The organism is Streptomyces brevispora (assembly GCF_007829885.1).
Lineage (GTDB): Bacteria > Actinomycetota > Actinomycetes > Streptomycetales > Streptomycetaceae > Streptomyces > Streptomyces brevispora.
The window spans coordinates 1927999-1951735 of the sequence record NZ_VIWW01000001.1 but is presented as its reverse complement, the minus strand read 5'-3'; the positions used below and the strand labels follow the sequence as shown (position 1 = coordinate 1951735).

Genomic DNA, 23737 nt, shown 5'->3' with positions numbered 1-23737 from the left:
GCGAGGCGAGGCGTGGGACATGGGCGCGGAAACGGGTGTTGAGGCGGGCGTCGGGACCGGTGCGGAGACCGGAGCCGGTCCGGGCGTCGGGACCGGTGCGGAATCCGGAGCCGGTCCGGGCGCCGGCGGCGGCGTTGATGCCGGCTTCATCGAACTGGACGGGCTGGAGAAGGTCTTCGACGTGCGTCGCCGGACGGGCTTCATGCGCAGCGAGCGCCGTGAGGTGCGGGCGGTGGACGGCATCAGTTTCCGGGTGGCGCGTGGCGAGATGGTCGGCTACATCGGCCCGAACGGGGCGGGGAAGTCGACGACGATCAAGATGCTGACGGGCATTCTCACCCCGAGCGGTGGTTCGCTGCGGGTGGCGGGCATCGATCCCTCGCGGGAGCGTACGAGGCTGGCGCACCGGATCGGTGTGGTCTTCGGGCAGCGCACCACGCTCTGGTGGGACCTGCCGCTGCGTGACTCGTACCGTCTGGTTCACCGGATGTACCGGGTTCCCGACGCCCGCTTCCGGGCCAACATGGACCGTTGTGTCGAACTCCTGGACCTGGGTGAGTTGTTGGATGTTCCGGTTCGGCAGCTGTCGTTGGGGCAGCGGATGCGCGGTGATATCGCGGCGGCGTTGCTGCACGATCCGGAGGTGCTGTACCTGGATGAGCCGACGATCGGCCTCGATGTGGTGTCGAAGGCCAAGGTGCGTGGTTTTTTGCGGGACTTGAACGCGGAGCGTGGTACGACGGTGCTGCTCACGACCCATGATCTGACGGACATCGAGCAGCTGTGCTCGCGGGTGATGGTGATCGATCACGGCCGTCTGATGTATGACGGGGCGCTGTCGGGTCTGCATGAGGTGGGGGAGAGTGAGCGGATGCTGGTGGTGGATCTGGAGCGTGAACTCCCGCCGATCCGGCTGGAGTCGGATCTGGCGGTGCGTACGGTGAAGGTGGAGGGGCCGCGGCAGTGGCTGGCGTTCCCGGCGTCCGCGTCGGCGGCGCCGTTGGTGGCGCGGATCGCCGCGGAGTATCCGTTGGTGGATCTTTCGGTGCGGGAGCCGGACATCGAGGCCGTGATCGCGAAGATGTACGCGTCGGCTGCGGGCATGTGATCGGTGACGGAAGCGCTAGCGTTCAATAAGCTGCGCGGTATGACTAGTGAACTTCCGGACATGCGTGCCTCCGACGCCGAGCGTGAACGTATTGCCGAGATCCTGCGCGAGGCGGTGGCCGAGGGGCGGCTGGGGATGGAGGAGTTCGACCAGCGCCTCGATGCCACCTACAAGGCCCGCACGCATGGGGAGTTGGAGCCGCTCGTCCGTGATCTGCCGGATATCGGGGCCGCGGTGGCGCCGGTCGCGGCGGGGCAGCATCTGACGGGTTCGATGGCGCGTTGGTCGGACCGGGTGGGGAAGCCCGCGACGTCGGCCGGTGCCTTCGCGTTCTGGGGCGGGTTCCGGCGCCGGGGCAACTGGACGGTCGGCCGGAAGTTCACCGCGTTCGCGATATGGGGCGGTGGTGAGATCGATCTGCGTGAGGCGGACTTCGAGGACCGCGAGGTGGTCATCCGCTGCTTCACGATCATGGGCGGCATGCAGGTGACGGTTCCGCCGGATCTGAATGTGGAGGTCCGGGGCATCGGCATCATGGGCGGCTTCGGGGAGAGCACGAAGGACGAGGGCATCCCCGCACCGGACTCCCCGCGGGTGCGGGTCACCGGTTTCGCGCTGATGGGCGGTGTCGGTGTGGAGCGCAAGCGGAGCAAGGCGGAGAAGCAGCGGCTGCGGGAGGCGGAGCCTTCGCGCGGCCGGCTGGAGAAGGGCGACGGGGGCAAGTAGCCGCGCGTCCGGGCGAGTCCGCGCCGCTCGGGGCCGCCCAGGGCCGCCTCGCGTCGCCCCAGGCCGCCCGGGCCCGGCGCTCCTGTTTCGTTGCCTCGCCCGGTCCTGCCCCGCGTCTCCCCGTGCTGTCGCCTGCCGTGCCCGGCCCCGCCGCGCTCAGAGCGCGTCGGACGACGGCCGGGCGCGTACCAGGTCGGCCAGGTTCACCAGGGAGCCCAGGCGCTGGTAGCCCGCGTCGTTCAGGTGCAGGTGGTCACCGGAGTCGTAGGCGGGGAGCAGCCGGTCCGGCTGGGCCGGGTCGCGCATGTCGCGGTCGAAGTCGAGGACCTGGTCGAAGATTCCGCCGGCCCGGATCAGCTCGTTGACCCGGGTGCGTACGGTGTTCTGGGCGGGGGTCCAGCTGCGGTAGCCGTCGTACGGCATCAGGGTCACGCCGATGACCCGCAACCCGCGGGCGTGGGCCCGCTGCGTCATGGTGCGCAGGGCGTCCGTGATCCGCTGTGGGTCCTTCTCCTGGGGGAAGCCCTGCACGTCGTTGATCCCGAGGGCGATGATGACGGTCTTCGCGCCGGTGACGCCCAGCGCGTCACGGTCGAAGCGGTCGAGGGCGCGCTGCCCGATGCCGTCGCGCAGGAGGCGGTTGCCGCCGATGCCCTGGTTCACCACCGCGTACCGGCCGTTCAGCCGGTCGGAGAGGACGTCGGGCCAGCGGCTGTTCGCGTCGGTGGTGGAGCCGGTGCCTGCGGTGAGCGAGTCGCCGATCACGACGACGGCCCCGGCGGCGGCCGGGCTGTGCACGTCCACCGCGGTGAGGTAGCGCCAGGCGGTGGTGCGCCAGGTGCCCTGCCGGGTCTCCACGTAGGAGCTCTGGTGGCTGTTGGGGTGGACGGTGACAGGGCCGCGGGCAGTGGGTGTGCGCAGGGTGACGACGAGGTCGGCGTCGGCGGCGACCGGGACGACGACGGGGTCGCTGATGATCTGCCGGCCCGCGCCGACGGTGGTGGCCGGTGCGCCGCGGAACGTCACGGGGCGGGTGTTCACGGTGACGTTGTCGATCAGCAGCGGCCGCGTACCGAAGAGGTTGGAGAGCGTGATGCGGGCCGCGTTGCCGCCGATGCTGGTGTGCACGACGTTACGGATGGTGCGGTGGGCGAGGTCCTGGCCGTGGTTCGGGTCGGCCGCTCCGAGGACGGGCGCGGTTGCCCAGGTGGTGAGCCAGCGGCCGGAGGAGTGGGCCGGTGCGGCGGGGGTCCTGGCCGTGTTCTGCGGCCCGGTGGTGGCGGAGGCCTTTGCCCGGGGCCCGGAGAACAGCAGTGAGCCGGTGAACGCCACGGCGGCGGCGAGCGCGGCGGTGCCGGCCACGAGGGCGATGAGCAGGGCGTACCCCTGGCGCCTGGGCATGGGCGGTGTGTCTCCTCTGTTCGTGGGCCTGTTCCATGATGCGGCAGGGCGCGGGGAACTCAACGTGCGGCCCGGGAGTAGGTCAGGCAAGGACAATGCGTACGGGGCGTCGGGGGGCGACGCGTACGCGGACGGGTGGAGCGGATGGAACGGATCGAAGGCACCGGACCCGGCGAGCGGGGTGCCGGTACGGACGCGAGCTCGGGCGAGGGTGACGACGTGGGTTCAGGCGACGGCGCGGGCGCGGACGAAGGCGAGGGCGCGGACGTGAGCGCAGGCGCGGGTGCGGGCAGGGGCGAGCGGGTGGGTGCGGGCGAGGGCTCGGGCACCCGTCGTGCCGCCTCCCTGGCGTCGTTCGCGTACACCGCCGCCGACGAGGAGAAGCGTCGCGGCGTGCGTCGTATGAAGACCACGGCCACCGGCCTCCTTCTGCTGGTCGCGCTCGTGTACGTCCTCGCCACCTGGGCGAAGAGCGAGGGGGTGGGCGGCTGGCCGGGCTTCGTCGCCGCGGCCGCCGAGGCGGGCATGGTGGGTGCGCTGGCCGACTGGTTCGCCGTCACGGCGCTCTTCAAGCGTCCGCTCGGCCTGCCGATTCCGCACACCGCCATCATTCCCACCAAGAAGGACCAGCTCGGGGCCTCACTCGGTTCCTTCGTGGGTGAGAACTTTTTGTCGGGCGGTGTCGTGAGGGACCGGATCCACTCCCTCGGCATCGGTGGCCGGCTCGGTGCGTGGCTCGCCGAGCCGGATCACGCGGACCGGGTCACGGCCGAGCTGGCGACCGCGCTGCGCGGTGCGTTGACGGTGCTGCGGGATTCGGATGTGCAGGCCGTGGTGGGTGAGGCGATCACCCGGCGGGCGAACGCCGCGGAGATCGGTCCGGGCCTCGGCAAGATGCTGGAGAGGGTCGTCGCCGACGGCGGTCACCGCAAGGTGGTGGACCTGGTCTGTGTCCGGGCGCACGACTGGCTGGTGCTGCACGGCGATTCGGTGATGGACGCGGTGCAGGGGGGTGCGCCGGGCTGGACCCCGCGGTTCGTCGACAAGCGGGTGGGGGAGCGGGTCTACAAGGAGTTGCTGCGCTTCATCACGGAGATGCGCGACATGCCGGGGCACCCCGCGCGCGGCTCGATCGACACGTTCCTGACGGACTTCGCGGCCGACCTCCAGACGGACTCGGAGACCCGCGCCCGGGTGGAACGGCTGAAGTCGGAGGTCCTGGGGCGCGGCGAGGTGCAGGACGTCATCGCGTCGGCCTGGTCGTCGGTCCGCACGATGGTCATCGCGGCGGCCGAGGACGAGCAGAGCGAACTGCGCCTGCGCGCCCGTGCCTCCCTGATGTCCCTGGGCGCCCGCCTGGCGACGGACGGCCGTCTCCAGGCGAAACTGGAGGGCTGGCTGGAGGACGCGGCGGTGTACGTCGTGACGACGTACCGGGCGGAGATCACGTCGTTGATCAGCGAAACGGTGGCCGGCTGGGACGCGGACCAGACATCGAAGAAGATCGAGGCGCACATCGGCCGCGACCTGCAGTTCATTCGCATCAACGGCACCGTGGTGGGTGCGCTGGCGGGGCTGTTGATCTATACGGTGTCGTGGGCCCTGGGCGCGTGAATCGGTGAATTCCGCAGCCCCTGGGCCTGGCGAAGGTCGCGGAGCTGCTGAGCGGCGCCTTCCGGCCGGCCCGGCACGGCAAGGACGCGCCGCCGCTGCACCGCGACGGCCTGGGCGAGCCCCGGCTCGCCCTGCTCCGGCGGGCCCAGCGGGCGGCGTGGTCTTGAAGGAGGGCTTCGCGTTCAGGCCGCGCGGCGGGTGACGGCCCAGGACGCGGCGGCCATCGTGCCCGCCACGGTGAAGACCGAAGGCCAGGCGCCGATCCTCTTGGCGAGCGGGTGCGATCCCGCGAAGGCGGCGACATAGGCGGTGGTCAGCCCGACGGCGGCGCGCGGCCCGGCCTGCCGGTTCCACTCGTACGCCGCGGCGGTGCCCGCGGCGGCGAGGGCCACCCCGCCCAGCGGACGCTTCCTGGTCCACCGTGCGACGGCGTAGCCGCCGACCAGTCCGCCCGCCGCCACTGCCGCTGCCGGAATCCTCGCCATCGCAGCCACCTCCACCTGTTCTCGTCCGTCATCCGTTACCACTTCTCGGATCCGAGGCTAACGCGGTCTTCGGACAATCCGTCGCCGAGGGGGTGTACGTGCGTTTACCCTGTGGGTGAACACGCGTACACCCCCTCTTGACGCCGAGCACCGTACGGAGAGCCATGCCCGCGGAGATACCGGTCCCAGCCGATCCCACGACCCCCGTCGTCCAGGCCCCACACCCCCGCTTCGCCGTCGGCGTGCTGGCGTTCTGCGGTGTCGTGGTCGCGGTCATGCAGACGATCGTCGTCCCGCTGCTGCCGCACATCCCCGAGCTGACCGGCGCCACCCCCGCAGCCGCGAGCTGGCTGGTCACCGTCACGCTCCTCACCGGCGCGGTCTTCACCCCGGTCCTGGGCCGGGTCGGCGACATGTACGGCAAGCGGCGGGTGCTCGTCGCCTCGCTCGCGGTGCTGGTGGTGGGCTCGGTGCTCTGTGCGGTCAGCTCGCACATCGGGGTACTGATCACCGGCCGCGCCCTGCAGGGCGCGGCGATCGCCGTCGTACCGCTGGGCATCAGCATCCTGCGCGACGAGCTCCCGCCCGAGCGCGTCCTGTCCGCCGTCGCGCTGATGAGCTCCACGCTCGGGATCGGCGCGGCCATCGGCCTGCCGGTCGCCGCTCTGGTCATCGAGAACTTCGAGTGGCACACCATGTTCTGGGTCTCCGGCGTGATCGGCCTCATCGACATCGCGCTGGTCCTGCGCTGTGTGCCGGAGTCCCCGCTGCGCAGCCGCGGCCGCTTCGACGCCGTCGGCGCGCTGGGCCTGTCCGCCGCACTGGTCTGCCTGCTGCTCGCGGTCACCCAGGGCGCCGAGTGGGGCTGGGGATCGGTCCGGACGGTCGGCCTGCTCGTGACCGCCGTCGTGGTGGCGCTGTTCTGGGGCGTGTACGAGCTCCGCGTCGCGTCGCCCATGGTCGACCTGCGGGTCTCGGCGCGCCCGGCCGTACTGCTCACCAACATCGCCGCCCTGCTGATCGGCTTCGCGTTCTACGCGAACTCGCTGGTCACCGCCCAGATGGTCCAGGAGCCGAAGGCCACGGGCTACGGGCTCGGGGCCTCGCTCGTCGTCAGCGGACTGTGCCTGCTGCCGGGCGGGGTGTCGATGGTGGCGCTCTCGCCCGTCTCGGCGCGGATCTCCGCGAAGCGCGGCCCGAAGGTCAGCCTGGCGCTGGCCGCCGGCATCATCGCCGTCGGCTACGGGGTGCGGTACTTCACCAGCCACAGCCTCTGGATGATCATCGCCGGTGCCACGGTCGTCGCCTCGGGCACGGCGATCGCCTACTCGGCCCTTCCGGCGCTGGTGATGCGCGGGGTCCCGGTCAGCGAGACCGGGGCGGCCAACGGTCTGAACACCCTCATGCGGTCGATCGGGCAGGCCTTCTGCAGCGCGACGGTGGCCGCGGTCCTGGCCAACATCACGTTCCAGGCCGGTGGCCGGACGGCCCCGACCCTCCACGCGTACCAGTTGGTCTTCGTGATCGCGGGGGGTGCGGCGCTCGCGGCGCTGGCCGTCGCGCTGTTCCTGCCGGGCCGCGAGCAGGCCGGGGCGGGTACGGTCAAGGAGAGCCGCGAGGCACCGGGCATCCGCAAGGGCGGTGTACGGACAGCACGGATCCAGGAGGGCGCATGACCGGCGGCCAGGCCATCGCACCGGCCACCGGGTCCGCGGACGCGGGTACCGGCCGGGGCGCGATCCTGCGCGCGGCGCGGCGGGCGTTCACCCAGCGCCCGTACGCCGAGGTGACGATCCGCCGGATCGCCGCGGATGCCGGGGTGAGCCCGGCCCTCGTGGTCAAGCACTTCGGCCGCAAGGAGAAGCTCTTCAACACCGTGGCCGACTTCGGCCCGGACGCCGCGGAACTGTTCGACGCACCGCTCGACCTGCTGGGCCGCCACATGGTCGTCACGCTGGTGACCCGCCGCCGCGAGCTCAAGTCGGACCCGCTCCTGCGGGTGGTGTTCTCCCTCGGCAACCAGGACGAACGCTCGCTGCTGCGCGACCGGTTCCACGAACAGGTCACCGACGCCCTGGCCGCCCGGCTCCCCGGCCGGGACCGTGCGCTGCGCGCCGAACTCCTGGCCGGACACCTCCTCGGGCTGGGCGCGACCCTCAGCCTCCACCGCGAGGGTGCCGGTGCCCGGGTCACCCCGGAACGCATCGCCGACCTTTACGCGCCCGCGCTGCAGAAGCTGATCAACGGCTGATCAACGGCTGATCACGGCTTGATCATCTGGTGGGGCGGCGGCGGTGGCGGCGGGATATGGTCTGGGCCATCCGACGAGGGGGTCCCATGTCCGTCCGCATTCGCTCTGTCCGTGTCCGCGAGCACGTCGCCGCCCTGGCCGCGGTGTCCGTGCTGGTGGCGGTCCTGACGGGCTGTTCGGGTGACACCACGTCGCAGGGGCCCGCAGACGGCGCACCGAAGGCCGCGGCGTCGGCGAACGCGTCGACGGCGGCCGACGAGGTGCCGGAGAAGGATGCGACGGCGATCGGGTCCGAGAAGGTGCGCGACGCCTTCGCCGGTCTCCAGGCGACCCTGGAAGAGGACTGCACGCCGGGCAACTGCGCCTACCTCCTGGGCAGGGTCAACGAAGAACTCGCCCGCATGGACAAGGCCATGAGGGCGGCCCCGCAGGGCCCGGCCCACTACAAGGAGCCGCTGGCATGGATGGGCACGATGCGCGCCGCCGTGGACGGTGACACCGGCACCACGGGCCTGGACAAGCACCGGACGGAACTGCTCGACACACGCGACCGCGTCAACACCTGGATGCAGGACCACCCGGAGGACTACCGCTGACCCCGGTGTCCCGAACCGGGCCCGGCCGCAAGGTCACTTGCCCAGCTTCTCTGCCAACGAGGCACTGGATCGAGTACCGGCCCGCCGACCGCTTCTGGCTCTTCCAGTCGATCGAGACCGGCATCTTCCTCGCCCTGGCCGCGGTGCCGGTGTCCCTGGCCGTTTCGCCGCATCCGCAGCATCACCTGACCGGGGCCGGGCGGGGTCGGGCGTGCGTTGCGCCCCGACCCGCCCGGGGCGCATGCGCCGCGCAAGCCCTACCGGTGCGGGCGCAGCCCCAGGTGGGGCGACGGCGAGGTCTGCGGTACGGGTATCGAGACGCGGGCGACGGTGCGGCCGCGGGTGGACGTCCGCAAGGGAGCGGCGCCCCGCACCCCGGTCATCGAGACGGACCCGGTCAGCGCCCGGACCGGCGCGGCCCTCGCCACGACGGGCATCGGACCGGACCTGATGGAGGCGGCGAAGGACGCCGTCCGCGCCCTGATCGACGAGATCGCGGCCCGTACGGGGCTCCTTCCGCAGGACGCGTACCTGCTGGCGAGCGTGGCGGCGGACCTGAAGATCTCCGAGATCGCGGACGCGCCGAACTGGGTGGTCTCGGCCCATGTGGAGCGCTCGCTGCTGAACGGGCCGCCGCGGGCGTAGTCCCGGGGAGACGTGCGGGTGGTGCGGGTGATGGTCGAGGGGGGCGCCCGCCCAATGCAGTTGCTTTGAGCACCCGCCCACTTCACGGGGTGCTTTAAGCACCCGCCCACTTCACGGGGCTCCTCTGCGCTTCGGCTTCGCCGCCGCAGGCACTCGCCGCCATCACCCGCAGCTCCCAGGCCCCGGGATACGCTGACCCGCCCCACCCCGACCGGAGGTCATCTCAGTGTTCCCCGCACGGGTACTCGCCGTTGCCCCGCTGCCTCTGGTGATTCTCGCCCTGTCCGGCTGCTCTTCCTGGGGCTGCACCGACACTACGGCGGAGCGCGGTATGGCTGGTGTCAGGGTGCAGGTCGTGGACACGGATGGGCAGCCTCTCGGTGTCACCGCCGCGGTCGTTGACTGGAGCCTTGAGCCCCACCCGCAGGTGCCCTTCGAAGGTGACCAGGTCCACTTCCGCTTCCGCTTTGACGGCGCCGATGAATATTCCGACCCCGCAGTGGACGCCTGCGCGGTCGACAAGGAGCGCGTGACGTTGGGGTGTCAGACGGTGGACTGACGACGGGGACGGCGACCGACGGCGTGCAGGGTGACCGACGGGATTGACGTGCGTGCGGGCGCGGCAGACAGGCCGGGTCGTCCTCGTCACCTGGGCGTTCTGGCACCGATCCGCTCTTCCGGCCATCTGTATCAGGGATGGGGAGAGGACTGAGGACTGTGAATCCAGCGCATCGCTTGTGGTGTCTCGCCCTGCTCTGCGTCGTGCTCGGGGCCGCGACCGTGTCGTCCTGCACCGAGTGGGCACCGGTCAGGGACGAGAGGCAGACAGCGCGGGACGCCTACGCGGACGGGTACGAAAAGGGCCGCGCGGTAAGGAAGTCGGTCGGAAAGGGGGCGTCGATCGCCGAGGTCGTATGGGGTGGTTGTACGCGCCGGGCGCTCGACGCGGGGCGGGTGGCCGAGACGGATCGCGGGGCCTGGGTGGTGGGGTGCCTGGACGGTGTGAGCGAGCGCCCCAGGCACCCGCCCGCCGGCCGGGTGACCGTGAGGACGAAGGAGAAGGGTCTCCTTCCCGAATTCCGGGAATGGCTCGGAGTGGACAACCCGGCACTCGTGAGACACGTCAGCGCGATCACCGTTGTGGAGCTCGGGACGTCCGACTCCGACTTCGACGTCGAGCTGACGACGGATTATCGACCCAGCGCCGCCGACAGGTTCGATGCCGAAGAGATGTCGGCCGAGTTCGTCGAGTGGTGGGACGGGGACGACGGCGACGGCAAGGCCCAGAACCTCGTAGTCCGTGGATCCCACGGGGAGAAGATCGCAGCGCGCAGACTGTAGGGCCCGTACAGGGACGGCACGTGGACGGCATGTGCTGCCTCCGGATGTCAGGGCGCCTTGAGCAGTTCGCGCAGACGGCCGACGTGCGCCTGAATGTCGCGCTCGATGGGCGGCTCGGCGGGGGCGGCGGCTGCTGCCGGGGCGCGGCAGGGGCGGCAGAGACCGTCGGTGAGCGCTTCGGGGCGGCCGGGCGAACGGCATTCGGTGCACTCCACCATGAGGCGGCGAGTGGCGTCCGGTGCGGACGGTGCGCCAGGTGCGCCCGGAGTGGGGGCGGCGGGCACCTGGGGCGGGATCTTGTCGCGCAGCCGCCGCCGGACGAGCCCTACGGGGGAGCCGACCTGCTCGGGGAGCCCCGAGGTGAGGGCGTGGGTGAGGTATTCGGCGTTCACGCCACGCGCGAACCAGGCACCGGCCAGGTCTTCGAGCGCGGTGCAGTCGGCGGCGGAGAGGGCCAACCGGGGTTCGCTGCGGCCGAGTCGGGCCAGGACGAGGTACGCGGGGGAGTGACCGCGAGGGGCGGGGTCCGGGTCCGGGGCCGGGGCGGGGTCCGGGTTCCGCTGCTCCGGTACGACGGGAGCGGGAGCGGGAGCGGGAGCGGGCGCGGGAGTGGGCTCGGGCGCCGGGTCCGGCCCCGGGGCTGCCGCCCCAGGAGTGGCAGCGGCGACAGGCGCCACCTCCACGGCTACTGATACCGGCACCGGCACCGGCACCGGCACCGGTACCACCCCCACGGCCACCTCGGCCGCTACCACCGCCACCTCGTGGGCGCCGAGGAACGCGCCCCACCACTCGTTGTCGCGGGCGGAACGGGACCAGAAGGTGTACGTGACCCAGCGCGACGTGCCGTCTTCGCCGACCCGGCACCGTACGTGCCGCAGGTGACCGGCCACGCCGAGGGCCCTGAGCGCGCTGCCGACGGCCATCTGCCCGAACAGTGGAAGGTTCTTGGCCAGCGACTTGATGTCCATCGCGGCACCGTCGGCGAGCCGGTCGACGTACCCGGCGACGTACCGCTCCCGCTCGGGGAGGAGGGCGAAGTCGCCGTTCGAGGGTGGGCGTTGATCCGGGGTGGACCGCTTGCCGTATCCGGGCTTGGCCGTGGGGTGCGGGCGCGGGGATGCGGGGGCGCGGAGGGCGGGACTAGGGTGCTCGATAGCCACGAGATCGCCTTCATCTTTCGATCTTGGGGTGAGACCCCGGCCTGGTGCTTCTTACACCGCGTCGGGGTCGATTCATTGTGGGCACCGTAAGCAGCCGTCACGGGGCGCCGCAAGTCGATCACGATTAGTCATACTTGCTGGCCGTGACGGGTAGGGGAGGGGGGTGGGGTTTCCCCAACCCCCCTTGTCTGTGGCCGGGTTAAAGAGACCGCTCGAATCTCGGCTCTCGAAGCCCGACCCTTGAATCCCGAGGTTCGAGCGCCGGGCCGGGCCCCGTCCGCGTACCCACGAACGAGTGACCGGACCGCCGTTCCCGGTTCTCGACTCCGGGGGCTCGACTCCCGAGCCCCGAGCCCCGAGCCCCGAGCCCCGAGATCCGAGGTTCGGGGTTCGAGATCCGGGGCTCTCAGGCGGAAGCACGCGGACGTACGCGGACGTACACGGGGTGCCGGTAAGAACGCTGTCACCAGCCGCAAACAGCAGTGATCTTGCGGGGCGTCGCCCGTGTGGGTGAGTCCGGGGCCGTACGGCTGCGGTGGGTGAAGCTCTGCGAGGACGACCGGCGATCGTGGCCCGCACTCCGTTGGACCTGGATGAACTCGTCGAGCACTGGACGCTGTTGAAGGACGAGCAAGTGCTCGTGTCCGGCAAGCGCGGTGCGACGCGACTGGGCTTCGCCGTGCTGCTGAAGTTCTATACGCAGTACGGCCGGTTTCCCCGGAACCGGACAGAGCCTCCCGGTGAGGCCGTGGAGTTCGTCGCCCGTCAGGTGCGGGTTCCTGCCTCGGAGCTGGAGTCCTACGACTGGACGGGCCGCACGGTCGAGTACCACCGCGCGCAGATCCGGGAGCACCTCGGCTTCCGTGAGTGCAGCGTCGCGGACGCGGAGAAGCTGACGACGTATCTGGCCGAGCACGTCGCGCGCAAGGAACGCAGGCCCGAGCAGGTCCGGGTGGAACTGTTGGCCCGCTGTCGCGAGGAGAGCATCGAGCCGCCCACGCCGGGCCGGTGCGATCGGATCGTGGCGGCTGCCCTGCGGGCGGCCGAGGAGTCGCTGACGGCCCTGATCTCCTCCCGGCTGACCGTGGAGAGCATCGAGCGGATCGCGGCTCTGGTGGCCGGCGCCGACCAGGACGACGCCGGACCCGAGGGCGGTGGTACGGAGGGCGAGGACGCGCCGCCGGTGCTGGCGAAGGTCAAGGAAGCGCCGGGCAACGTGAGCCTGGAGACGATGCTCACCGAGATCGACAAGCTCCTGGCGGTGCGGGCGATCGGTCTGCCACGGGATCTGTTCGAGCCGGACGCCTACCCGCAGCTGACCCCGGCGCTGACCCGCCCGATCCGCTGGGAACTCATCGCCCAGCAGTACGACCAGATGATTCAAGTACGCCACCGCGATCCGGACCCGCACCGCGTCCACCGAGGCGATCCTGCGGCGCTTCACCCGCAACGCCTCCCACCCCACCTATGCGGCGATGCTGGAGGTCGGCCGCGCGCGGAAGACCATCTTTGTGGCCCGGTACCTGCGGCTACGGGACCTCCAGCGGGAGATCGAGGAGGGCCTGAACGTCATGGAGTCCTCCAACGGCGCCAACTCTGTGATCGCCTACGGCAAGGGCGGGGAGATCGCCTCGAACCGGCGCGACGAGCAGGAGATGTTCGTGCTGTGCCTGCGGATTCTGCAATCGGCCCTGGTCTACGTGAACACTTTGATGCTTCAGGACATCCTCGGCGAACCGGAGCTTCTCACGCCCGCCGACCGGCGCGGCCTGACCCCGCTGTTCTGGTCGCACGTGCGTCCGTACGGGGAGGTCAACCTCGACATGGACATGAGTGGGTAGTCGCCTGGCCAGGCGGGGTTGGGCGGAGGCGGAGTGCTGAACCTCAGCTGTCGTGAGTTCGTGGTCTGGTTGCGGTGGTCGTGAGTCCGTCGCCGAGTGCGCTTCTCCGGTACAGAACATGCCGTCCGTCACGTGTCCGGGTGACCAGTCCTGTGGAGTGCAGGACACGCAGGTGTTGGGAGACAGCGCTTGGGGTGACCCTGAGACGGCGGGCGAGCTCTACGGTGGCCAGTGGCTCTTCCAGGAGGCTGAGCAGTCTCGCTCGGGATGAACCGAGCAGAGACACCAGGGCGGTTGTGTCGACGGTCGGCATCTCCGAGCCCCACAGCGTGGCTACTCCCCGGCTGGGATAGACGAGGCTCGGCGGCTCGTCCGGGCTCACGGGGGGCGCGGGCTTGTGTGCGAACACGGACGGCAGGAGCAGTAGCCCCCGGCCAGATGCCGCAACCCGGTGCCTGCTGATCATCTTGTGGATGTACAGCTCTCCGCCTTGCCAGCGCAGGTTCGGGTGCATGTCGGCGAACAGCATTCGGGCGCCTCCCAGGGCGAGCTGGCGGGCGCGGTAGGTCATGTCGGCTTCCAGCACCAGCCGCATCTGCGGCCACACCGGCTCGATGGCCACCTCCCAGTACTGCCGCAGGAGATCGCAGATGGCGTCGCGGAGCCTGGCGACAGGTGCGTCTTCGGCGGCGGTGGCGTCGCGGAGCGCTTCGGGAACAGGGTCGGGTGCGTGCGCGAGCAGCAGGTCGTGGCGGACCCGAGCGCAGGACGCCTGGCGGACGACGGAGAGTTCTTCTTCGAAGGCCGGCGCGAAGCTCGCGGGATTCGGGGTCAGGAAGTCGGGGAGGGTACGCCTCTGGGCGACCAGGGACATCAGTAGGCCGGTGTCGAGCGTACCGAGTCTGCCGAGTACGGACCTGCGCCAGGGCAGATGCAGCGCGGACAGGCCCGGGTCCTGCAGCACCCGCAGGCTGAACAGGGTTTCGTGCAGGGGTGAGAGGGCGAAGCGGGTGTCCGCGAGGTCCTCGACGCCGAGAACAAAGCTGATCATTAAGCCATACGCTACATCGATTGGCGGCGCAACGTCGATGCCGTGGACTTCCTCCCATGACACCTACAACTCATGTGCAGCGGACGGCGGTTGTCACCGGTGCTGCCCGCGGTATTGGCGCCGCTGTTGCCAGGCGTCTGGCGGGCGACGGCTTGGCGGTCGGCGTGATCGATCTGGACGAGGCGGAATGCGCCGATACCGTGGAGGCCATCACAAGTGTCGGCGGCGCAGCGCTGGCCGTCGCCGCTGATGTCGCCGACGAGGCCGCGGTCACTGCGGCCATCGCCCGGATCGCCGCCGCTTTCGGACCGCCGACGGTGCTGGTCAACAACGCCGGCATCGGACCCCGTGCCGGCCTTGTGGACATGACCACGCAGCAGTGGGACACGGTCTTGGGGATCAACCTCAGCGGCCCGTTCTTCGTCACCCGGGCCGTCTGCCCGCATATGGTGGCGGCCGGTTGGGGACGCATCGTCAACATGTCGAGCATCTCCGCGGTTGGTGATGCCGGCCGTGTGGATTACGCCAGCGCGAAGGCGGGTTTGATCGGATTCACCAAATCCCTCGCTCTCCAGCTCGGCCCGCATGGCGTGACCGCGAACGCCATCGCGCCGGGATTCGTCGTGAGCGACATGACCAGGGCCTCCGCCCGGCGGCTCGGCCTGAGCTTCGAGGAGTTCCGGCACGGGGCGGAGCAGTCCATCCCGGTCGGCAGGGTGGGTCTGCCTGACGACATCGCACATACCGCCTCCTTCCTCGTAAGTCCCGGGGCGGGGTTCGTCTCCGGCCAGGTCATCTACGTCGCGGGCGGGCCGGTGGACTGAAGGATGAGCCGCCGGATGGTCCTGATCCTGGCTGTCACGTGCGCCGTGGCAGTGGGCAACATCTACTTTCCGCAGGCCATCGGTCCGCTGGTCGCCGCCGGGCTACATGTGTCGCCCGATTCGGCCGCTGCGGTGGTGACTGCCACACAGATTGGCTACACGGCCGGGATGGTCTTGCTGGTGCCGCTTGGCGACCGGCTCCCGCACCGCTCGTTCCTCGTCGTCCTCTTCGCCCTGACCGGTCTGGCACTGCTCGCAGCAGGTTGCGCACCGGCTCTGCCAGCCCTCATTGCCGCCAGCACGCTTGTCGGCCTGACCACCGTGGGCGCGCAGATCGTCGGCCCCCTGGCGGCTGGTCTCGTGGCCGCCGACCGCCAGGGAGCGGCGATCGGCACCCTGCTGAGCGGATCGACCGGCGGCATGCTGCTGGCCCGGACCTTCAGCGGCACGCTCGGTGAGTGGCTGGGCTGGCGGGCCCCCTACCTGGTCGCCGCGGTCCTGGCTCTGCTTCTCGCCACCGTCTTGGTGTTCGCGGTGCCGACCACAACCCCGTCCTCCCGCCAGCCGTACACAGCGCTCCTGGCCGAGCCGCTGCGCCTGCTGCGCACCGAGCCAGACCTGCGCCGCTCGTGCTTCTACCAGGCAACCGTCTTCGCGGGGTTCTCTGCGGTCTGGACCTGCCTGGCGCTCCTGCTCGCCGGACCGGCCTACGGGCTGGGTGCCCAGGCGGTAGGAATGATCGCCCTGGTCGGCGCAGCGACCATGGTCTGTACCCCGCTCGCCGGCCGTCTAGTGGACCGCTACGGCCCAGATCCAGTGAACCTGGCCTGCATGCTTGGTGTCCTCGTTTCTGCCGCGATCCTCACCATTGGTGCCCGGGGCGGCGCGCTGGGCCTGGCCGCCCTGACACTCGGCACGCTGCTCCTCGACGCCGCGATGCAGTCCGGCATGGTCGCCAATCAAGTCCGCGTCTACGCCCTGCGCGTCGACGCCCGCAGCAGGCTCAACACCGCCTACATGACCTGCGCCTACCTGGGCGGCAGCGCAGGTTCCTGGCTCGGCGTACGCGTCTGGAGCCAAGCTGGCTGGTGGGGCGTGTGCGTGCTCGTTGCGCTGCTTGCCGCACTCGCCCTGGCCCGCCACCTACTGGCGCTGTACAAGTTCGAGGAAAGCCCGGCCAGGACCCGTGCAGCGAATGCGGATGACCACGGCCACCACCCTGACACTCGTGGAAGTGATCAGGCCTCGTAAGGCACCTCCGTTACTCGGCCTCGCCGTCGTCTGACTCGTCGTGGGCGTGGGGGTCACGCAACGGGCGGGGAAGTCGACCTTCGGCAGCATGCCGTTGACCAGCTGGCGGAACGGCGGCATGAGTTCAGGCTCCTCCGCCTTGCCGAGCTTGGCCAGCTTCAGCCTCCCGGCCACCACCTCCAGCGCCGTGTTGCCCGGCAACCCGGCGGCGGCCTGGACGTACGCGGCATGCAGGGCGGAGGCGAGTTCGGCGAGGTGTCCGGCCGGCTCGCTCTCCAGGCCTAGTGCGGTGAGCACCTTCGGCTCGGCGGCCGTCCACTTCTCCCCGGCCAGCAGCTTCACCCGGGGGTCGCCCCAGCGGTCGCCGTCCCTGGCGAACACGTCCCGCCGACGCTCGGCCTTCGCCAGCAGTTTCGTGGCCATCAGGGTGTGCAGCAGATCGAGCGCGTCGTCCACCGTCGCGGTCTCCAGATGCCGCACGGTCGCCAGCAGCGTCGCGGTCTGCCGGGTCACCTCCAGCCGCTTGAGCGTCGGCGCCTTCGAGGTCAGCCCGTACCGGGCCAGCCCGGTCATCCGCGCGGCCGGGACCCGTCCGGCGTCCACCGCGCCGGCGCCCAGGCCCCGCACCTCCCGGGCGCGGTCCAGGGCGAGTTCCATGGCCCTGCCAGACACCCGCATCGGTCCCAGCCGCAGCCGTTCCAGCTCCGACACCCGCTTCTTCTCAGGCACTTCCAGCAGCCGGACCATCTCGGTGCGCAGGTCGTACGGGACCGCCTCGTACAGCGCGGCGTGCAGGCGGTCGTTCTCCTCCTGGCGGACTGCGGCCACCATGCGGGCCAGCGTCGTGACCCCGGGCAGCAGCACTCGGTTGTTCACCAGCCACACCACCGCCCGGTCGAACAGAGCCCTCGGTCCCTCCAGTGACGACCACACCCGCGCCGCCAGGAACTCCCGCAGCTCCTCTTCGCCTTCGGTGAAGTCCCGGTAGCCGGGCGTCCCGGATCTCCCACGCGTGCTCGTAGGCCGTCTGCGAGCGCGCTCCGTACCCGGCGAAGTGCTTGTCATCGAGGGCGAGCTGCTCGGCGACGAACCGCACTACGGAGGCCGGGGCCGCCGTGGGGTCTTCGGTCAGAAAGGTGCCGAGCATCCGCACGGTGCCCCACTGCACCGCCCACCCCAACCTTGTGGCTGGACGACGCTTCGCCCGCGCCAACTCCAGGGCTCTGGTGTCCAGGCGGAAGAACTGTTCCAGCTCGCCGGGCGACGGCTCTGTGGTGAACCGCCCGTAGCGGGCCTCTCGCTCAGCAGACAGGTACTCAACAGGCATGCCGAGGAACGTAGAGCTCGCTGGCCAGGCAAAACGGGCACGTCACCGAACCGGAATCAAGATCGTCCCGCTACCGCTAATTTCCGTTCGGATACTCCGACCGCCGCCAATTGCATCGGATGCGGTTTTCTCGCATCTGGTGCGAGTCACGGAGAGTGGTGAATCGGTGGGGTTTAACGGTTCGGTACCGGGGGTGGCGAGACTGCACCTGGTCGACGGGGTCGCTTTGCTGCGGCCGGAGGAACAGGTCTTCGCGGCGATGTTGACAGGGTTCGCCAACCAGCAGCTCGCCCGGAATCTGGCCCGAACGACCGTCGAGGGTCGGGAGAACACGGTCAAGGCGTTTGCTGCCTACGTGAACACCTACCCCTGGCTCTGGACGCCGGCGATGGTCGACGAGTGGCTCGGTGATCTGCGTTCGCTGCGGGACCTGAAGCGCTCCACGATCCGCTCGTACTCGGAGGCCGTGCGGGCGTTCTGCCACTTCATCACGGATCCGCTCTACGAGTGGACGGCCACCTGCGAAGAGCGGTTCGGGACCCACCCGGTGCAGGTGGTGCACGAGTGGAACACCGCGGTGCACGTCCAGGACAACGAAGCGGACGCCAAGAAGCGCGCGTTCACCAAGGCCGAGCTGCACGCCTTCTTCGCGCACTGCGACGACGAGGTCGCTCGCATCCGGGCCTTCGGCCGCAAGGGCTGGCTGCCCGCCTTCCGCGACGCGACGCTGTTCAAGACCGCCTACGCCTTCGGGACGCGCCGCAACGAGACGCGGATGCTCGACGCCGCCGACTTCGGCCGCAACCCGCACGGCGGCGAGTTCGGCGAGTACGGCCGGTGCCAGGTCCGATTCGGCAAAGCCAAGAAGGGATCGCCGCCCAAACGCCGCGGGGTGCTGACCGTCTTCGACTGGACCCCGGACGTCCTGGACGAGTGGTTCACCGAGGTCCGCCCGCTGTTCGGCACCGACAACAACCCGGCGGCCTGGCCCTCCGAGCGGGGGCTGCGGATCGGCTGCCAGCGGCTCAACTCCCGCTTCATCGCTTACCGCAAGGCCCTCGGCCTGGACGACGGACTTGACTTTCACTCCTTTCGCAGGTCCTACGTCACCCACCTGATCGAGGACGGCTGGGACCCGCGCTTCGTTCAAGAGCAGGTCGGTCACGAGCACGCCAGCACCACCTCGCTCTACACCTGCGTGTCCTCGGACTTCCGCACCCGCACCCTGCGGCGGCATCTGGACTCCACCATCGCCGCCGCCCTCCAGACCCAGACCGGGAGGCAAGCATGAAACGCAAGGTCGGATACACCTGGCGGCTGCGCGAGGTCATGGCCCAGCACCAGATCTTCACGGCCACCGAACTGGTGCCGCTGCTGCGCGAACGCGGCATCGACCTGTCCACCTCCCAGGTCCACCGCCTGGTCTCCGGCACCCCCGAACGCCTGTCGTTGCAGGTCATGGCCGCGCTCTGCGACATCCTCTCCTGCACCCCGGCCGACCTGGTGGCCACCACCGCCGAGAACGTCGGCGTCCGCAAAGCCGCCACCGGTGACCTGCCCACCCCGCCCGCGAACGTCGCCAAGCTCCGCCCCCGCGCCGCCCGCATCCTGCCCGACGCATGACCCGCCCCTACGCCACCGACGAACAGTACGAACGCTGGTTCATGGCGGACTGCTGCCGCTGCGGCCGCCGCAGGCACAAGGCCGGCACCTGGCCGGACGGATACGTCTGCCGGACCTGTTCGGACCGAGCTGTCAGGATGCGGGGCACCTGCCCGGGATGCGGCCAGGAACGAGCCCTTCCTGGGCTCTGCCCGGAGGATGGGGCCGCGATCTGCACCACCTGCGCTGGCTTCTCCCAGACCTTCGACTGCTCACGCTGCGGCTTCGAGGGCAAGCTCCTGGGCGGACGGCTGTGTGAACGCTGCACGTTCACCGACCGCCTCACCGCGCTCCTCGACGACGGCACGGGTCGCGTCCGTCCCGCGCTGGTCCCGCTGTTCGACCTGCTGGTGACGATGGACAAGCCCAGGAGCGGACTGGCCTGGCTGGACATGCGCCGCGGGCAGCTGGGAAACGCCTCGCAGCTGCTTCAACGACTCGGCCTCGGCGAGATCCCGCTGACCCACGACGCCTTCCACGAGCTCCAGCCCTGGCGGGCCGCCTCTCACCTGGAAGAACTTCTCATGGCCTGCGGAGTCCTGCCCGGTCGACAAGCACCTCTGTTCCTTCCAGCGCTGGCTTCCCGGCCACCTGTCCGACATCGCCGATCCCGAGCACGCCAAGACGATCAGGCTCTTCGCGACCTGGCACGTCCTCCCCCGGCTGCGGGCCCGCGCCGAGCGGAACCACATCACACCCAGCATCCGTCGCTTCGCCGGCGAACAGACCAAGTACGCGACCGCCTTCCTGCAATGGCTCAGCGAGCGCAACAGCACCCTCGCGTCATGCGGCCAGATCGACATCGACGCCTGGTTCGCCGAGAACACCGAGCACGCCCGCACCTGCCTGAGAGCCTTCCTCAACTGGGCCGTGCAGGGCCGGCACTGCCGGCGTTCCCTGGCCATCCCCGCGATGAAAGTCTCCCGCCGGGCCGCACTGAGCGAAGACGAACGCCTCGCCGCCCTTGGGCGACTGCTGACCGACACGGAGATACCGATGCGACTCCGCGTCGCCGGAGTCATCGTTCTCCTCTACGCGCAGCCGCTGAGCCGCGTCGTCCGGGTCACCATCGACGACGTCATCTGCGACGGCGACGCTGTGCTGCTGCGGCTCGGCGAGCCGCCCTCGCCCGTTCCCGCACCGGTCGCCACCCTGCTGCTGGAGCACATCGCGAACCGCGGCAACATGAACACCGCCACCAACCCGGCATCCCGCTGGCTCTTTCCTGGCCGCCGGACCGGCCAGCCGCTCGGCCCCAACCACCTGTCCGCGCTCCTGAACAAGGTCGGAATCCCGATCGCCGCCGCCCGCGGCGCCGCCATCCGGCAGCAACTCCTCGAACTCCCCGCACCCGTCGTCGCGGACGCTCTCGGCTACCACGACAAGACCACCACCCGGCTCCGCAACGAGACCGGCGGGACATGGAGCCGATACGCCCCTGGGGATCACGCAAGATCGCCAGCGGGCTGGGCTCCTCGGGGAACCGGCGACCTCTGAATACGAAGGCCCACCAGCAAAAACGTGCCGGTGGGCAGACGGATCGGCTCTCAGTGAGCCTGCGGATAGCCGATTTCGGAGATGTCTTGGGCCAGGTCCGCCAGGGTGACCTCTACGTTCAACGACGACACGAGTTCCTGGTTCAGCGGCCGCAAGGCATACACGTCACTCACCGTCCTCAAGTCCACAGGGACCTCGTAATAGTCCTCTGCGAAGCGCTGGAACGCCTCGGGAGAGCGGTCGACCAGAAGCTCGAACAGCCCCGTGGCCCCGTCAGGGTCGGCACGGTCCGAGGGGAAGTCGATCGTGCCGTGGTGCCACTGATCGTCCGTCGCCTCCCGCCACAAGCAGGCGGTCACGACGGGCACGCCGCCCTCGTCGGTGAACGCCGGCTCCTCGACGAAGGACTTAAAGACCTCGGGAACATCGTCGATCACTCCCGGCCAGGGCTCGCCATCGTGTCCATACGGGCTCATTGGTGCTTCGTGACCAAAGCCGCGAACATAGACCCCAGCCGCCGAGAACACGATGGAGTACTCGTCTCCCGACCCGTTGCGCATCGAAGCCATCTCCTCGCCTTCAGCCCAAGTGGCATTGAACGAGTAGTACCGGCTTTCCCAGTCCGGGCTCAGGATCGCATCGAGCATCGCAAGCGAGCGGCACAGGTCTCGCAGGTCGGCGATGGTGGGGAGCTGGCGGGCTACGTCATAGACAGTCACGTGCTCATCCAACCGGATGCCTCTGACATTCGTAGCCCGCTGGCAGACGTCACGATCAGTAGCAATCCCAGGGCCGGACAGGCCAACACACGACAGTTGAATACGCGAGCTCACCAGTCCCGAGTGCCAGCCTGGTCCGCCTCCCCTCGCGTAAGCGTCAGGTCGCTGCGTTCGCGCTGTCTGGTGAGGCGTCTTCCTTGCCATGCTGCTTCATGACGGCCCGCCCACGCGTTCGGTCTATCTCGCGCCATTCCGGCCGCAGTCCAGCCAGATTCGTGGTGAGGAAGTACGCGGCCCCGCAGGTGAGCAGCACCGGCACGAGTCCGGCAGTGGTCACCGCCGCCCCGGCGAGCAGCCCACCGAGTGGGATACCTGCCCAGGCCAGCGAGTCGCCGAGCGCGTTGACCCGGCCCAGCATCCGGCGCGGCACCCGTTCGACGAGGACGGCCCCCAGCACTGGGTTGACGAAGCCGGCGCCGAACCCGGTGACCGCGAAGACGGCCAGGACTGCCCCCAGCGGTGCATCGAAGGCGAGGATCAGGAACCTAGGTGCCCCGGCCAGCAGGAACCCGGTGAGAACCACCATCCGCCGCCGCAGCCGGTGCGCGACCACCGCGGCGATCAGGCTCCCGCCGACTCCCGCGGCTCCCATTACGCTGCCCATCAGGCCGATCGCGGCCGGCCCGTTGCCGGAATCCCTGGCCCAGACGGGCACGAGCACCGCGACGAACGCCGCGTCCAGCAGGTTGGTGATCCCCACCATGACGATGACGGTGAGCAGCAGCGGCTCGCCGCGCAGGAAGGTGAAGCCCTCGCCGAACCGCCGCCAGTAGCCCGGTTCCGTCTTCCCGGCCGCCGAGGGGGCTTCCTCGGCCGTGTGCCCCATGCCGCGAGGCAGCGCGAGTTTGATGATCACCGATCCGAGGGCGAAGCAGCCTGCGTTGACGGCGAGCGCGGTCAGGGGGCCGAGCAGCGCCACCAGGGATCCGCCGATCGCCAGGCCGACGGTAGAGGCGAGCCGCTCGATCACGCCGGACAGACCGGTGGCGCGCTCCAGCGGTACTCGGCCGCGCTCAGCCGCCTCTGGGACCATCACCTCCTTGGCTAGGTCGCCGGGGCCCCGGGCCGCGCCGATAAGTGCAACCAGAACCAGAAGAAGGGGAAAGGAGAGCAGGTCCAGGGTGTGGAGCAGGGGCACCGCAGCGGCGGCGGTCGCGCTGGCCAGATCGGTGGTCCAGGAAACGGCCCGCGGGCCGATCCGGTCCACCAGTGGTCCGGTGAACGCCTTGACCACCACGTAGGGAGTCATCTCGCAGAAGGCGACGAGTCCGGTCTGGGTGGCGCTGCCGGTCGTGACGAGGACGAACCAGGGCAGTGCCACAACGGAGATGCGCGTGCCGGTCAGCGACACGGCCATGGCTGCCAGCACCCCGCCCAGCGGCCGTAAGGACCTCTTGCCGGGTATGCCGGGGGCCTCCGAGGCGTCGTCGGTCATGGCGTCGGGTTTCCTTCCTCTTCCTGAGGGCCGGAAGGGGGCGACGACGCGGCAGGCGCGTCCAGTTCGGGCAGGATCTGCGTGATCACGGCGACCCGTTCGGCTCCTTCGGGGGCACTTGCCGCCGTCTCCGGCGCGTCCCGCCGGTAGCGCGCGACGACTTCCGCCAGCTCCTGGTACAGAGCGGCGGCTTCCTCGGGCGTGAGCCGCAAGGCCCAGTCGCTCATGTCGAAGGTGTTCCGCCATGCGCGGGGCATCGTCTGAAGCTCGTTCAGGGTCTGCCGCGTGCGCAGGGTGTAGATGGCGGCGACGGACTGCTGGTAGGCCAGCGCGGCCTCGGGCTCTCGCTCGGACAGCTCCGGATCGTTGAACCAGGTCGTCCGGTGCACCGAACGCCACCAGCGCTCTCGCGCGTTGCCGCGTTCGGTGTCCTCCTCGACGAAACCGGCCGCGCCGAGCTGCCGGAGGTGGTAGCTGGCCGTACCGGAATTCACACCCAGCCGCTCCGCGAGGCGGGTGGCCGTCGACGGGCCGTACTTCCGCAGTAGCCCGACCAACTGCACGCGCACCGGATGCGCCAGGGCACGCAGCCCCTTGGCATCCAGGACAACCGAGTCCTTTTCAACGTTCAGGCCATCCGGCCTCTCCACTGCATCAGCCATGCGCCACACGATAGACCGCAAAGAGTTCTTCGCAAAGAGATATTCGCGAAGAACTCTTTGCGGTTCAGCTCGCCTGCA

23 protein-coding genes and 3 pseudogenes are annotated in these 23737 nt (G+C 70.0%); 16 read left to right on the top strand and 10 right to left on the bottom strand.

Features of this window, described 5'->3' with window-relative positions; genetic code table 11:
* Nucleotides 1-19: 19 nt before the first annotated feature.
* Together FHX80_RS09030 and FHX80_RS09025 are read left to right on the top strand one after the other, a co-directional pair.
* Nucleotides 20-1108, top strand: coding sequence for an ABC transporter ATP-binding protein (locus FHX80_RS09030; protein ID WP_244318183.1), 1089 nt, complete (start codon nucleotides 20-22; stop codon nucleotides 1106-1108).
* A 60-nt stretch (nucleotides 1109-1168) separates the two neighbouring features.
* Entirely contained in the window at nucleotides 1169-1834 is a 666-nt protein-coding gene (locus tag FHX80_RS09025; protein ID WP_208764776.1) for a DUF1707 SHOCT-like domain-containing protein, read from the top strand.
* 156 nt (nucleotides 1835-1990) lie between these two features.
* Here FHX80_RS09025 and FHX80_RS09020 read toward each other — a convergent pair whose 3' ends face one another.
* The gene (locus FHX80_RS09020) at nucleotides 1991-3235 is read right to left on the bottom strand and encodes an SGNH/GDSL hydrolase family protein (protein ID WP_145763725.1); all 1245 of its coding nucleotides are present in this window, start codon (nucleotides 3233-3235) and stop codon (nucleotides 1991-1993) included.
* A 144-nt stretch (nucleotides 3236-3379) separates the two neighbouring features.
* Between FHX80_RS09020 and FHX80_RS09015 the strand changes: the two genes are divergently transcribed.
* Nucleotides 3380-4849 (top strand): DUF445 domain-containing protein, encoded by a 1470-nt coding sequence (locus tag FHX80_RS09015; RefSeq protein WP_145763724.1) that lies wholly within the window; start codon nucleotides 3380-3382, stop codon nucleotides 4847-4849.
* Nucleotides 4850-5031: 182 nt separating this feature from the next.
* Here FHX80_RS09015 and FHX80_RS09010 read toward each other — a convergent pair whose 3' ends face one another.
* Nucleotides 5032-5334, bottom strand: coding sequence for a hypothetical protein (locus FHX80_RS09010; RefSeq protein WP_145763723.1), 303 nt, complete (start codon nucleotides 5332-5334; stop codon nucleotides 5032-5034).
* A gap of 164 nt (nucleotides 5335-5498) precedes the next feature.
* Between FHX80_RS09010 and FHX80_RS09005 the strand changes: the two genes are divergently transcribed.
* The 6 genes and pseudogenes from FHX80_RS09005 (at nucleotide 5499) to FHX80_RS08980 (ending at nucleotide 10167) form a co-directional block, all read left to right on the top strand.
* Nucleotides 5499-7010 carry an MFS transporter gene (locus FHX80_RS09005; RefSeq protein ID WP_145763722.1) on the top strand — a complete coding sequence of 504 codons (1512 nt, stop codon included), beginning with the start codon at nucleotides 5499-5501 and terminating at the stop codon, nucleotides 7008-7010.
* Nucleotides 7007-7585, top strand: coding sequence for a TetR/AcrR family transcriptional regulator (locus FHX80_RS09000; protein ID WP_145763721.1), 579 nt, complete (start codon nucleotides 7007-7009; stop codon nucleotides 7583-7585). The genes FHX80_RS09005 and FHX80_RS09000 overlap by 4 nt, the downstream gene beginning before the upstream one ends.
* 86 nt (nucleotides 7586-7671) lie before the next feature.
* On the top strand, nucleotides 7672-8181 hold the full coding sequence (locus FHX80_RS08995; protein WP_145763720.1) for a hypothetical protein: 510 nt from the start codon (nucleotides 7672-7674) through the stop codon (nucleotides 8179-8181).
* A gap of 216 nt (nucleotides 8182-8397) precedes the next feature.
* Complete coding sequence (locus tag FHX80_RS08990) at nucleotides 8398-8826, top strand: acetamidase/formamidase family protein (RefSeq protein WP_145763719.1); 429 nt, start codon at nucleotides 8398-8400, stop codon at nucleotides 8824-8826.
* Nucleotides 8827-9052: 226 nt separating this feature from the next.
* Nucleotides 9053-9379 (top strand): annotated as a pseudogene (locus FHX80_RS08985) (hypothetical protein); the annotation flags it as partial.
* 164 nt (nucleotides 9380-9543) lie between these two features.
* Nucleotides 9544-10167 (top strand): hypothetical protein, encoded by a 624-nt coding sequence (locus tag FHX80_RS08980; protein ID WP_145763718.1) that lies wholly within the window; start codon nucleotides 9544-9546, stop codon nucleotides 10165-10167.
* Between the two features lie 47 nt (nucleotides 10168-10214).
* Here the strand turns inward: FHX80_RS08980 and FHX80_RS08975 are convergent, their stop codons facing one another.
* Nucleotides 10215-11330: a MarR family transcriptional regulator gene (locus tag FHX80_RS08975; protein WP_145763717.1), complete on the bottom strand. Its 1116-nt coding sequence runs from the start codon at nucleotides 11328-11330 to the stop codon at nucleotides 10215-10217.
* Between the two features lie 535 nt (nucleotides 11331-11865).
* Here FHX80_RS08975 and FHX80_RS36730 point away from each other — a divergent pair.
* Nucleotides 11866-12303: pseudogene (locus FHX80_RS36730) on the top strand (DUF4158 domain-containing protein); the annotation flags it as partial.
* Nucleotides 12304-12727: 424 nt separating this feature from the next.
* The gene (locus tag FHX80_RS35115; RefSeq protein WP_208764775.1) at nucleotides 12728-13171 is read left to right on the top strand and encodes a Tn3 family transposase; all 444 of its coding nucleotides are present in this window, start codon (nucleotides 12728-12730) and stop codon (nucleotides 13169-13171) included.
* A gap of 43 nt (nucleotides 13172-13214) precedes the next feature.
* Here FHX80_RS35115 and FHX80_RS08960 read toward each other — a convergent pair whose 3' ends face one another.
* Complete coding sequence (locus FHX80_RS08960) at nucleotides 13215-14222, bottom strand: ArsR/SmtB family transcription factor (RefSeq protein WP_145763716.1); 1008 nt, start codon at nucleotides 14220-14222, stop codon at nucleotides 13215-13217.
* 56 nt (nucleotides 14223-14278) lie between these two features.
* On the opposite strand from FHX80_RS08960, the gene fabG reads away from it, so the two are divergent.
* Nucleotides 14279-15046 (top strand): 3-oxoacyl-ACP reductase FabG, encoded by a 768-nt coding sequence (fabG, locus tag FHX80_RS08955; protein ID WP_145767162.1) that lies wholly within the window; start codon nucleotides 14279-14281, stop codon nucleotides 15044-15046.
* A gap of 15 nt (nucleotides 15047-15061) precedes the next feature.
* The gene (locus FHX80_RS08950) at nucleotides 15062-16297 is read left to right on the top strand and encodes an MFS transporter (RefSeq protein WP_244318181.1); all 1236 of its coding nucleotides are present in this window, start codon (nucleotides 15062-15064) and stop codon (nucleotides 16295-16297) included.
* Here FHX80_RS08950 and FHX80_RS08945 read toward each other — a convergent pair.
* Nucleotides 16190-17362, bottom strand: coding sequence for a DUF4158 domain-containing protein (locus tag FHX80_RS08945; protein ID WP_145763714.1), 1173 nt, complete (start codon nucleotides 17360-17362; stop codon nucleotides 16190-16192). The genes FHX80_RS08950 and FHX80_RS08945 overlap by 108 nt on opposite strands.
* A pseudogene (locus tag FHX80_RS36725) lies at nucleotides 17352-17624 on the bottom strand (DUF4158 domain-containing protein); the annotation flags it as partial. The pseudogene FHX80_RS36725 and the gene FHX80_RS08945, both read right to left, overlap by 11 nt.
* Nucleotides 17625-17817: 193 nt before the next feature.
* Between FHX80_RS36725 and FHX80_RS08935 the strand changes: the two are divergent.
* Together FHX80_RS08935 and FHX80_RS08930 are read left to right on the top strand one after the other, a co-directional pair.
* Nucleotides 17818-18915, top strand: a complete 1098-nt coding sequence (locus FHX80_RS08935; protein ID WP_244318180.1) for a tyrosine-type recombinase/integrase — start codon at nucleotides 17818-17820, stop codon at nucleotides 18913-18915.
* The gene (locus FHX80_RS08930) at nucleotides 18912-19247 is read left to right on the top strand and encodes a helix-turn-helix domain-containing protein (RefSeq protein WP_145763711.1); all 336 of its coding nucleotides are present in this window, start codon (nucleotides 18912-18914) and stop codon (nucleotides 19245-19247) included. The genes FHX80_RS08935 and FHX80_RS08930 overlap by 4 nt, the downstream gene beginning before the upstream one ends.
* A 251-nt stretch (nucleotides 19248-19498) precedes the next feature.
* Here the strand turns inward: FHX80_RS08930 and FHX80_RS35565 are convergent, their stop codons facing one another.
* A complete protein-coding gene (locus FHX80_RS35565) occupies nucleotides 19499-19840 on the bottom strand; it encodes a hypothetical protein (RefSeq protein ID WP_244318179.1) in 342 nt (113 codons plus the stop codon).
* 358 nt (nucleotides 19841-20198) lie between these two features.
* On the opposite strand from FHX80_RS35565, the gene FHX80_RS35560 reads away from it, so the two are divergent.
* On the top strand, nucleotides 20199-20783 hold the full coding sequence (locus FHX80_RS35560) for a hypothetical protein (protein WP_244318178.1): 585 nt from the start codon (nucleotides 20199-20201) through the stop codon (nucleotides 20781-20783).
* Nucleotides 20784-20833: 50 nt separating this feature from the next.
* Here the strand turns inward: FHX80_RS35560 and FHX80_RS08920 are convergent, their stop codons facing one another.
* The 3 genes from FHX80_RS08920 to FHX80_RS08910 form a co-directional block, all read right to left on the bottom strand.
* On the bottom strand, nucleotides 20834-21502 hold the full coding sequence (locus FHX80_RS08920) for a hypothetical protein (protein ID WP_145763710.1): 669 nt from the start codon (nucleotides 21500-21502) through the stop codon (nucleotides 20834-20836).
* A 157-nt stretch (nucleotides 21503-21659) separates the two neighbouring features.
* Nucleotides 21660-22997, bottom strand: a complete 1338-nt coding sequence (locus FHX80_RS08915) for an MFS transporter (RefSeq protein WP_145763709.1) — start codon at nucleotides 22995-22997, stop codon at nucleotides 21660-21662.
* Nucleotides 22994-23659 (bottom strand): ArsR/SmtB family transcription factor, encoded by a 666-nt coding sequence (locus FHX80_RS08910; protein ID WP_145763708.1) that lies wholly within the window; start codon nucleotides 23657-23659, stop codon nucleotides 22994-22996. Before FHX80_RS08910 ends, FHX80_RS08915 begins: the two co-directional genes overlap by 4 nt.
* Between the last annotated feature and the right edge of the window lie 78 nt (nucleotides 23660-23737).

Bases quoted from the DNA above. Each gene is read 5' to 3' on its own strand.
- FHX80_RS08945 (WP_145763714.1), bottom strand. From the start codon at position 17,362: ATGACAAGCACTTCGCCGGGTACGGAGCGCGCTCGCAGACGGCCTACG.
- FHX80_RS09015 (WP_145763724.1), top strand. From the start codon at position 3,380: ATGGAACGGATCGAAGGCACCGGACCCGGCGAGCGGGGTGCCGGTACG.
- FHX80_RS08930 (WP_145763711.1), top strand. From the start codon at position 18,912: ATGAAACGCAAGGTCGGATACACCTGGCGGCTGCGCGAGGTCATGGCC.
- FHX80_RS09005 (WP_145763722.1), top strand. From the start codon at position 5,499: ATGCCCGCGGAGATACCGGTCCCAGCCGATCCCACGACCCCCGTCGTC.
- FHX80_RS09020 (WP_145763725.1), bottom strand. From the start codon at position 3,235: ATGCCCAGGCGCCAGGGGTACGCCCTGCTCATCGCCCTCGTGGCCGGC.
- FHX80_RS08915 (WP_145763709.1), bottom strand. From the start codon at position 22,997: ATGACCGACGACGCCTCGGAGGCCCCCGGCATACCCGGCAAGAGGTCC.
- FHX80_RS09030 (WP_244318183.1), top strand. From the start codon at position 20: ATGGGCGCGGAAACGGGTGTTGAGGCGGGCGTCGGGACCGGTGCGGAG.
- fabG (WP_145767162.1), top strand. From the start codon at position 14,279: ATGACACCTACAACTCATGTGCAGCGGACGGCGGTTGTCACCGGTGCT.
- FHX80_RS09025 (WP_208764776.1), top strand. From the start codon at position 1,169: ATGCGTGCCTCCGACGCCGAGCGTGAACGTATTGCCGAGATCCTGCGC.
- FHX80_RS08910 (WP_145763708.1), bottom strand. From the start codon at position 23,659: ATGGCTGATGCAGTGGAGAGGCCGGATGGCCTGAACGTTGAAAAGGAC.
- FHX80_RS08960 (WP_145763716.1), bottom strand. From the start codon at position 14,222: ATGATCAGCTTTGTTCTCGGCGTCGAGGACCTCGCGGACACCCGCTTC.
- FHX80_RS09010 (WP_145763723.1), bottom strand. From the start codon at position 5,334: ATGGCGAGGATTCCGGCAGCGGCAGTGGCGGCGGGCGGACTGGTCGGC.
- FHX80_RS08950 (WP_244318181.1), top strand. From the start codon at position 15,062: ATGGTCCTGATCCTGGCTGTCACGTGCGCCGTGGCAGTGGGCAACATC.
- FHX80_RS35560 (WP_244318178.1), top strand. From the start codon at position 20,199: ATGAAAGTCTCCCGCCGGGCCGCACTGAGCGAAGACGAACGCCTCGCC.
- FHX80_RS09000 (WP_145763721.1), top strand. From the start codon at position 7,007: ATGACCGGCGGCCAGGCCATCGCACCGGCCACCGGGTCCGCGGACGCG.
- FHX80_RS08995 (WP_145763720.1), top strand. From the start codon at position 7,672: ATGTCCGTCCGCATTCGCTCTGTCCGTGTCCGCGAGCACGTCGCCGCC.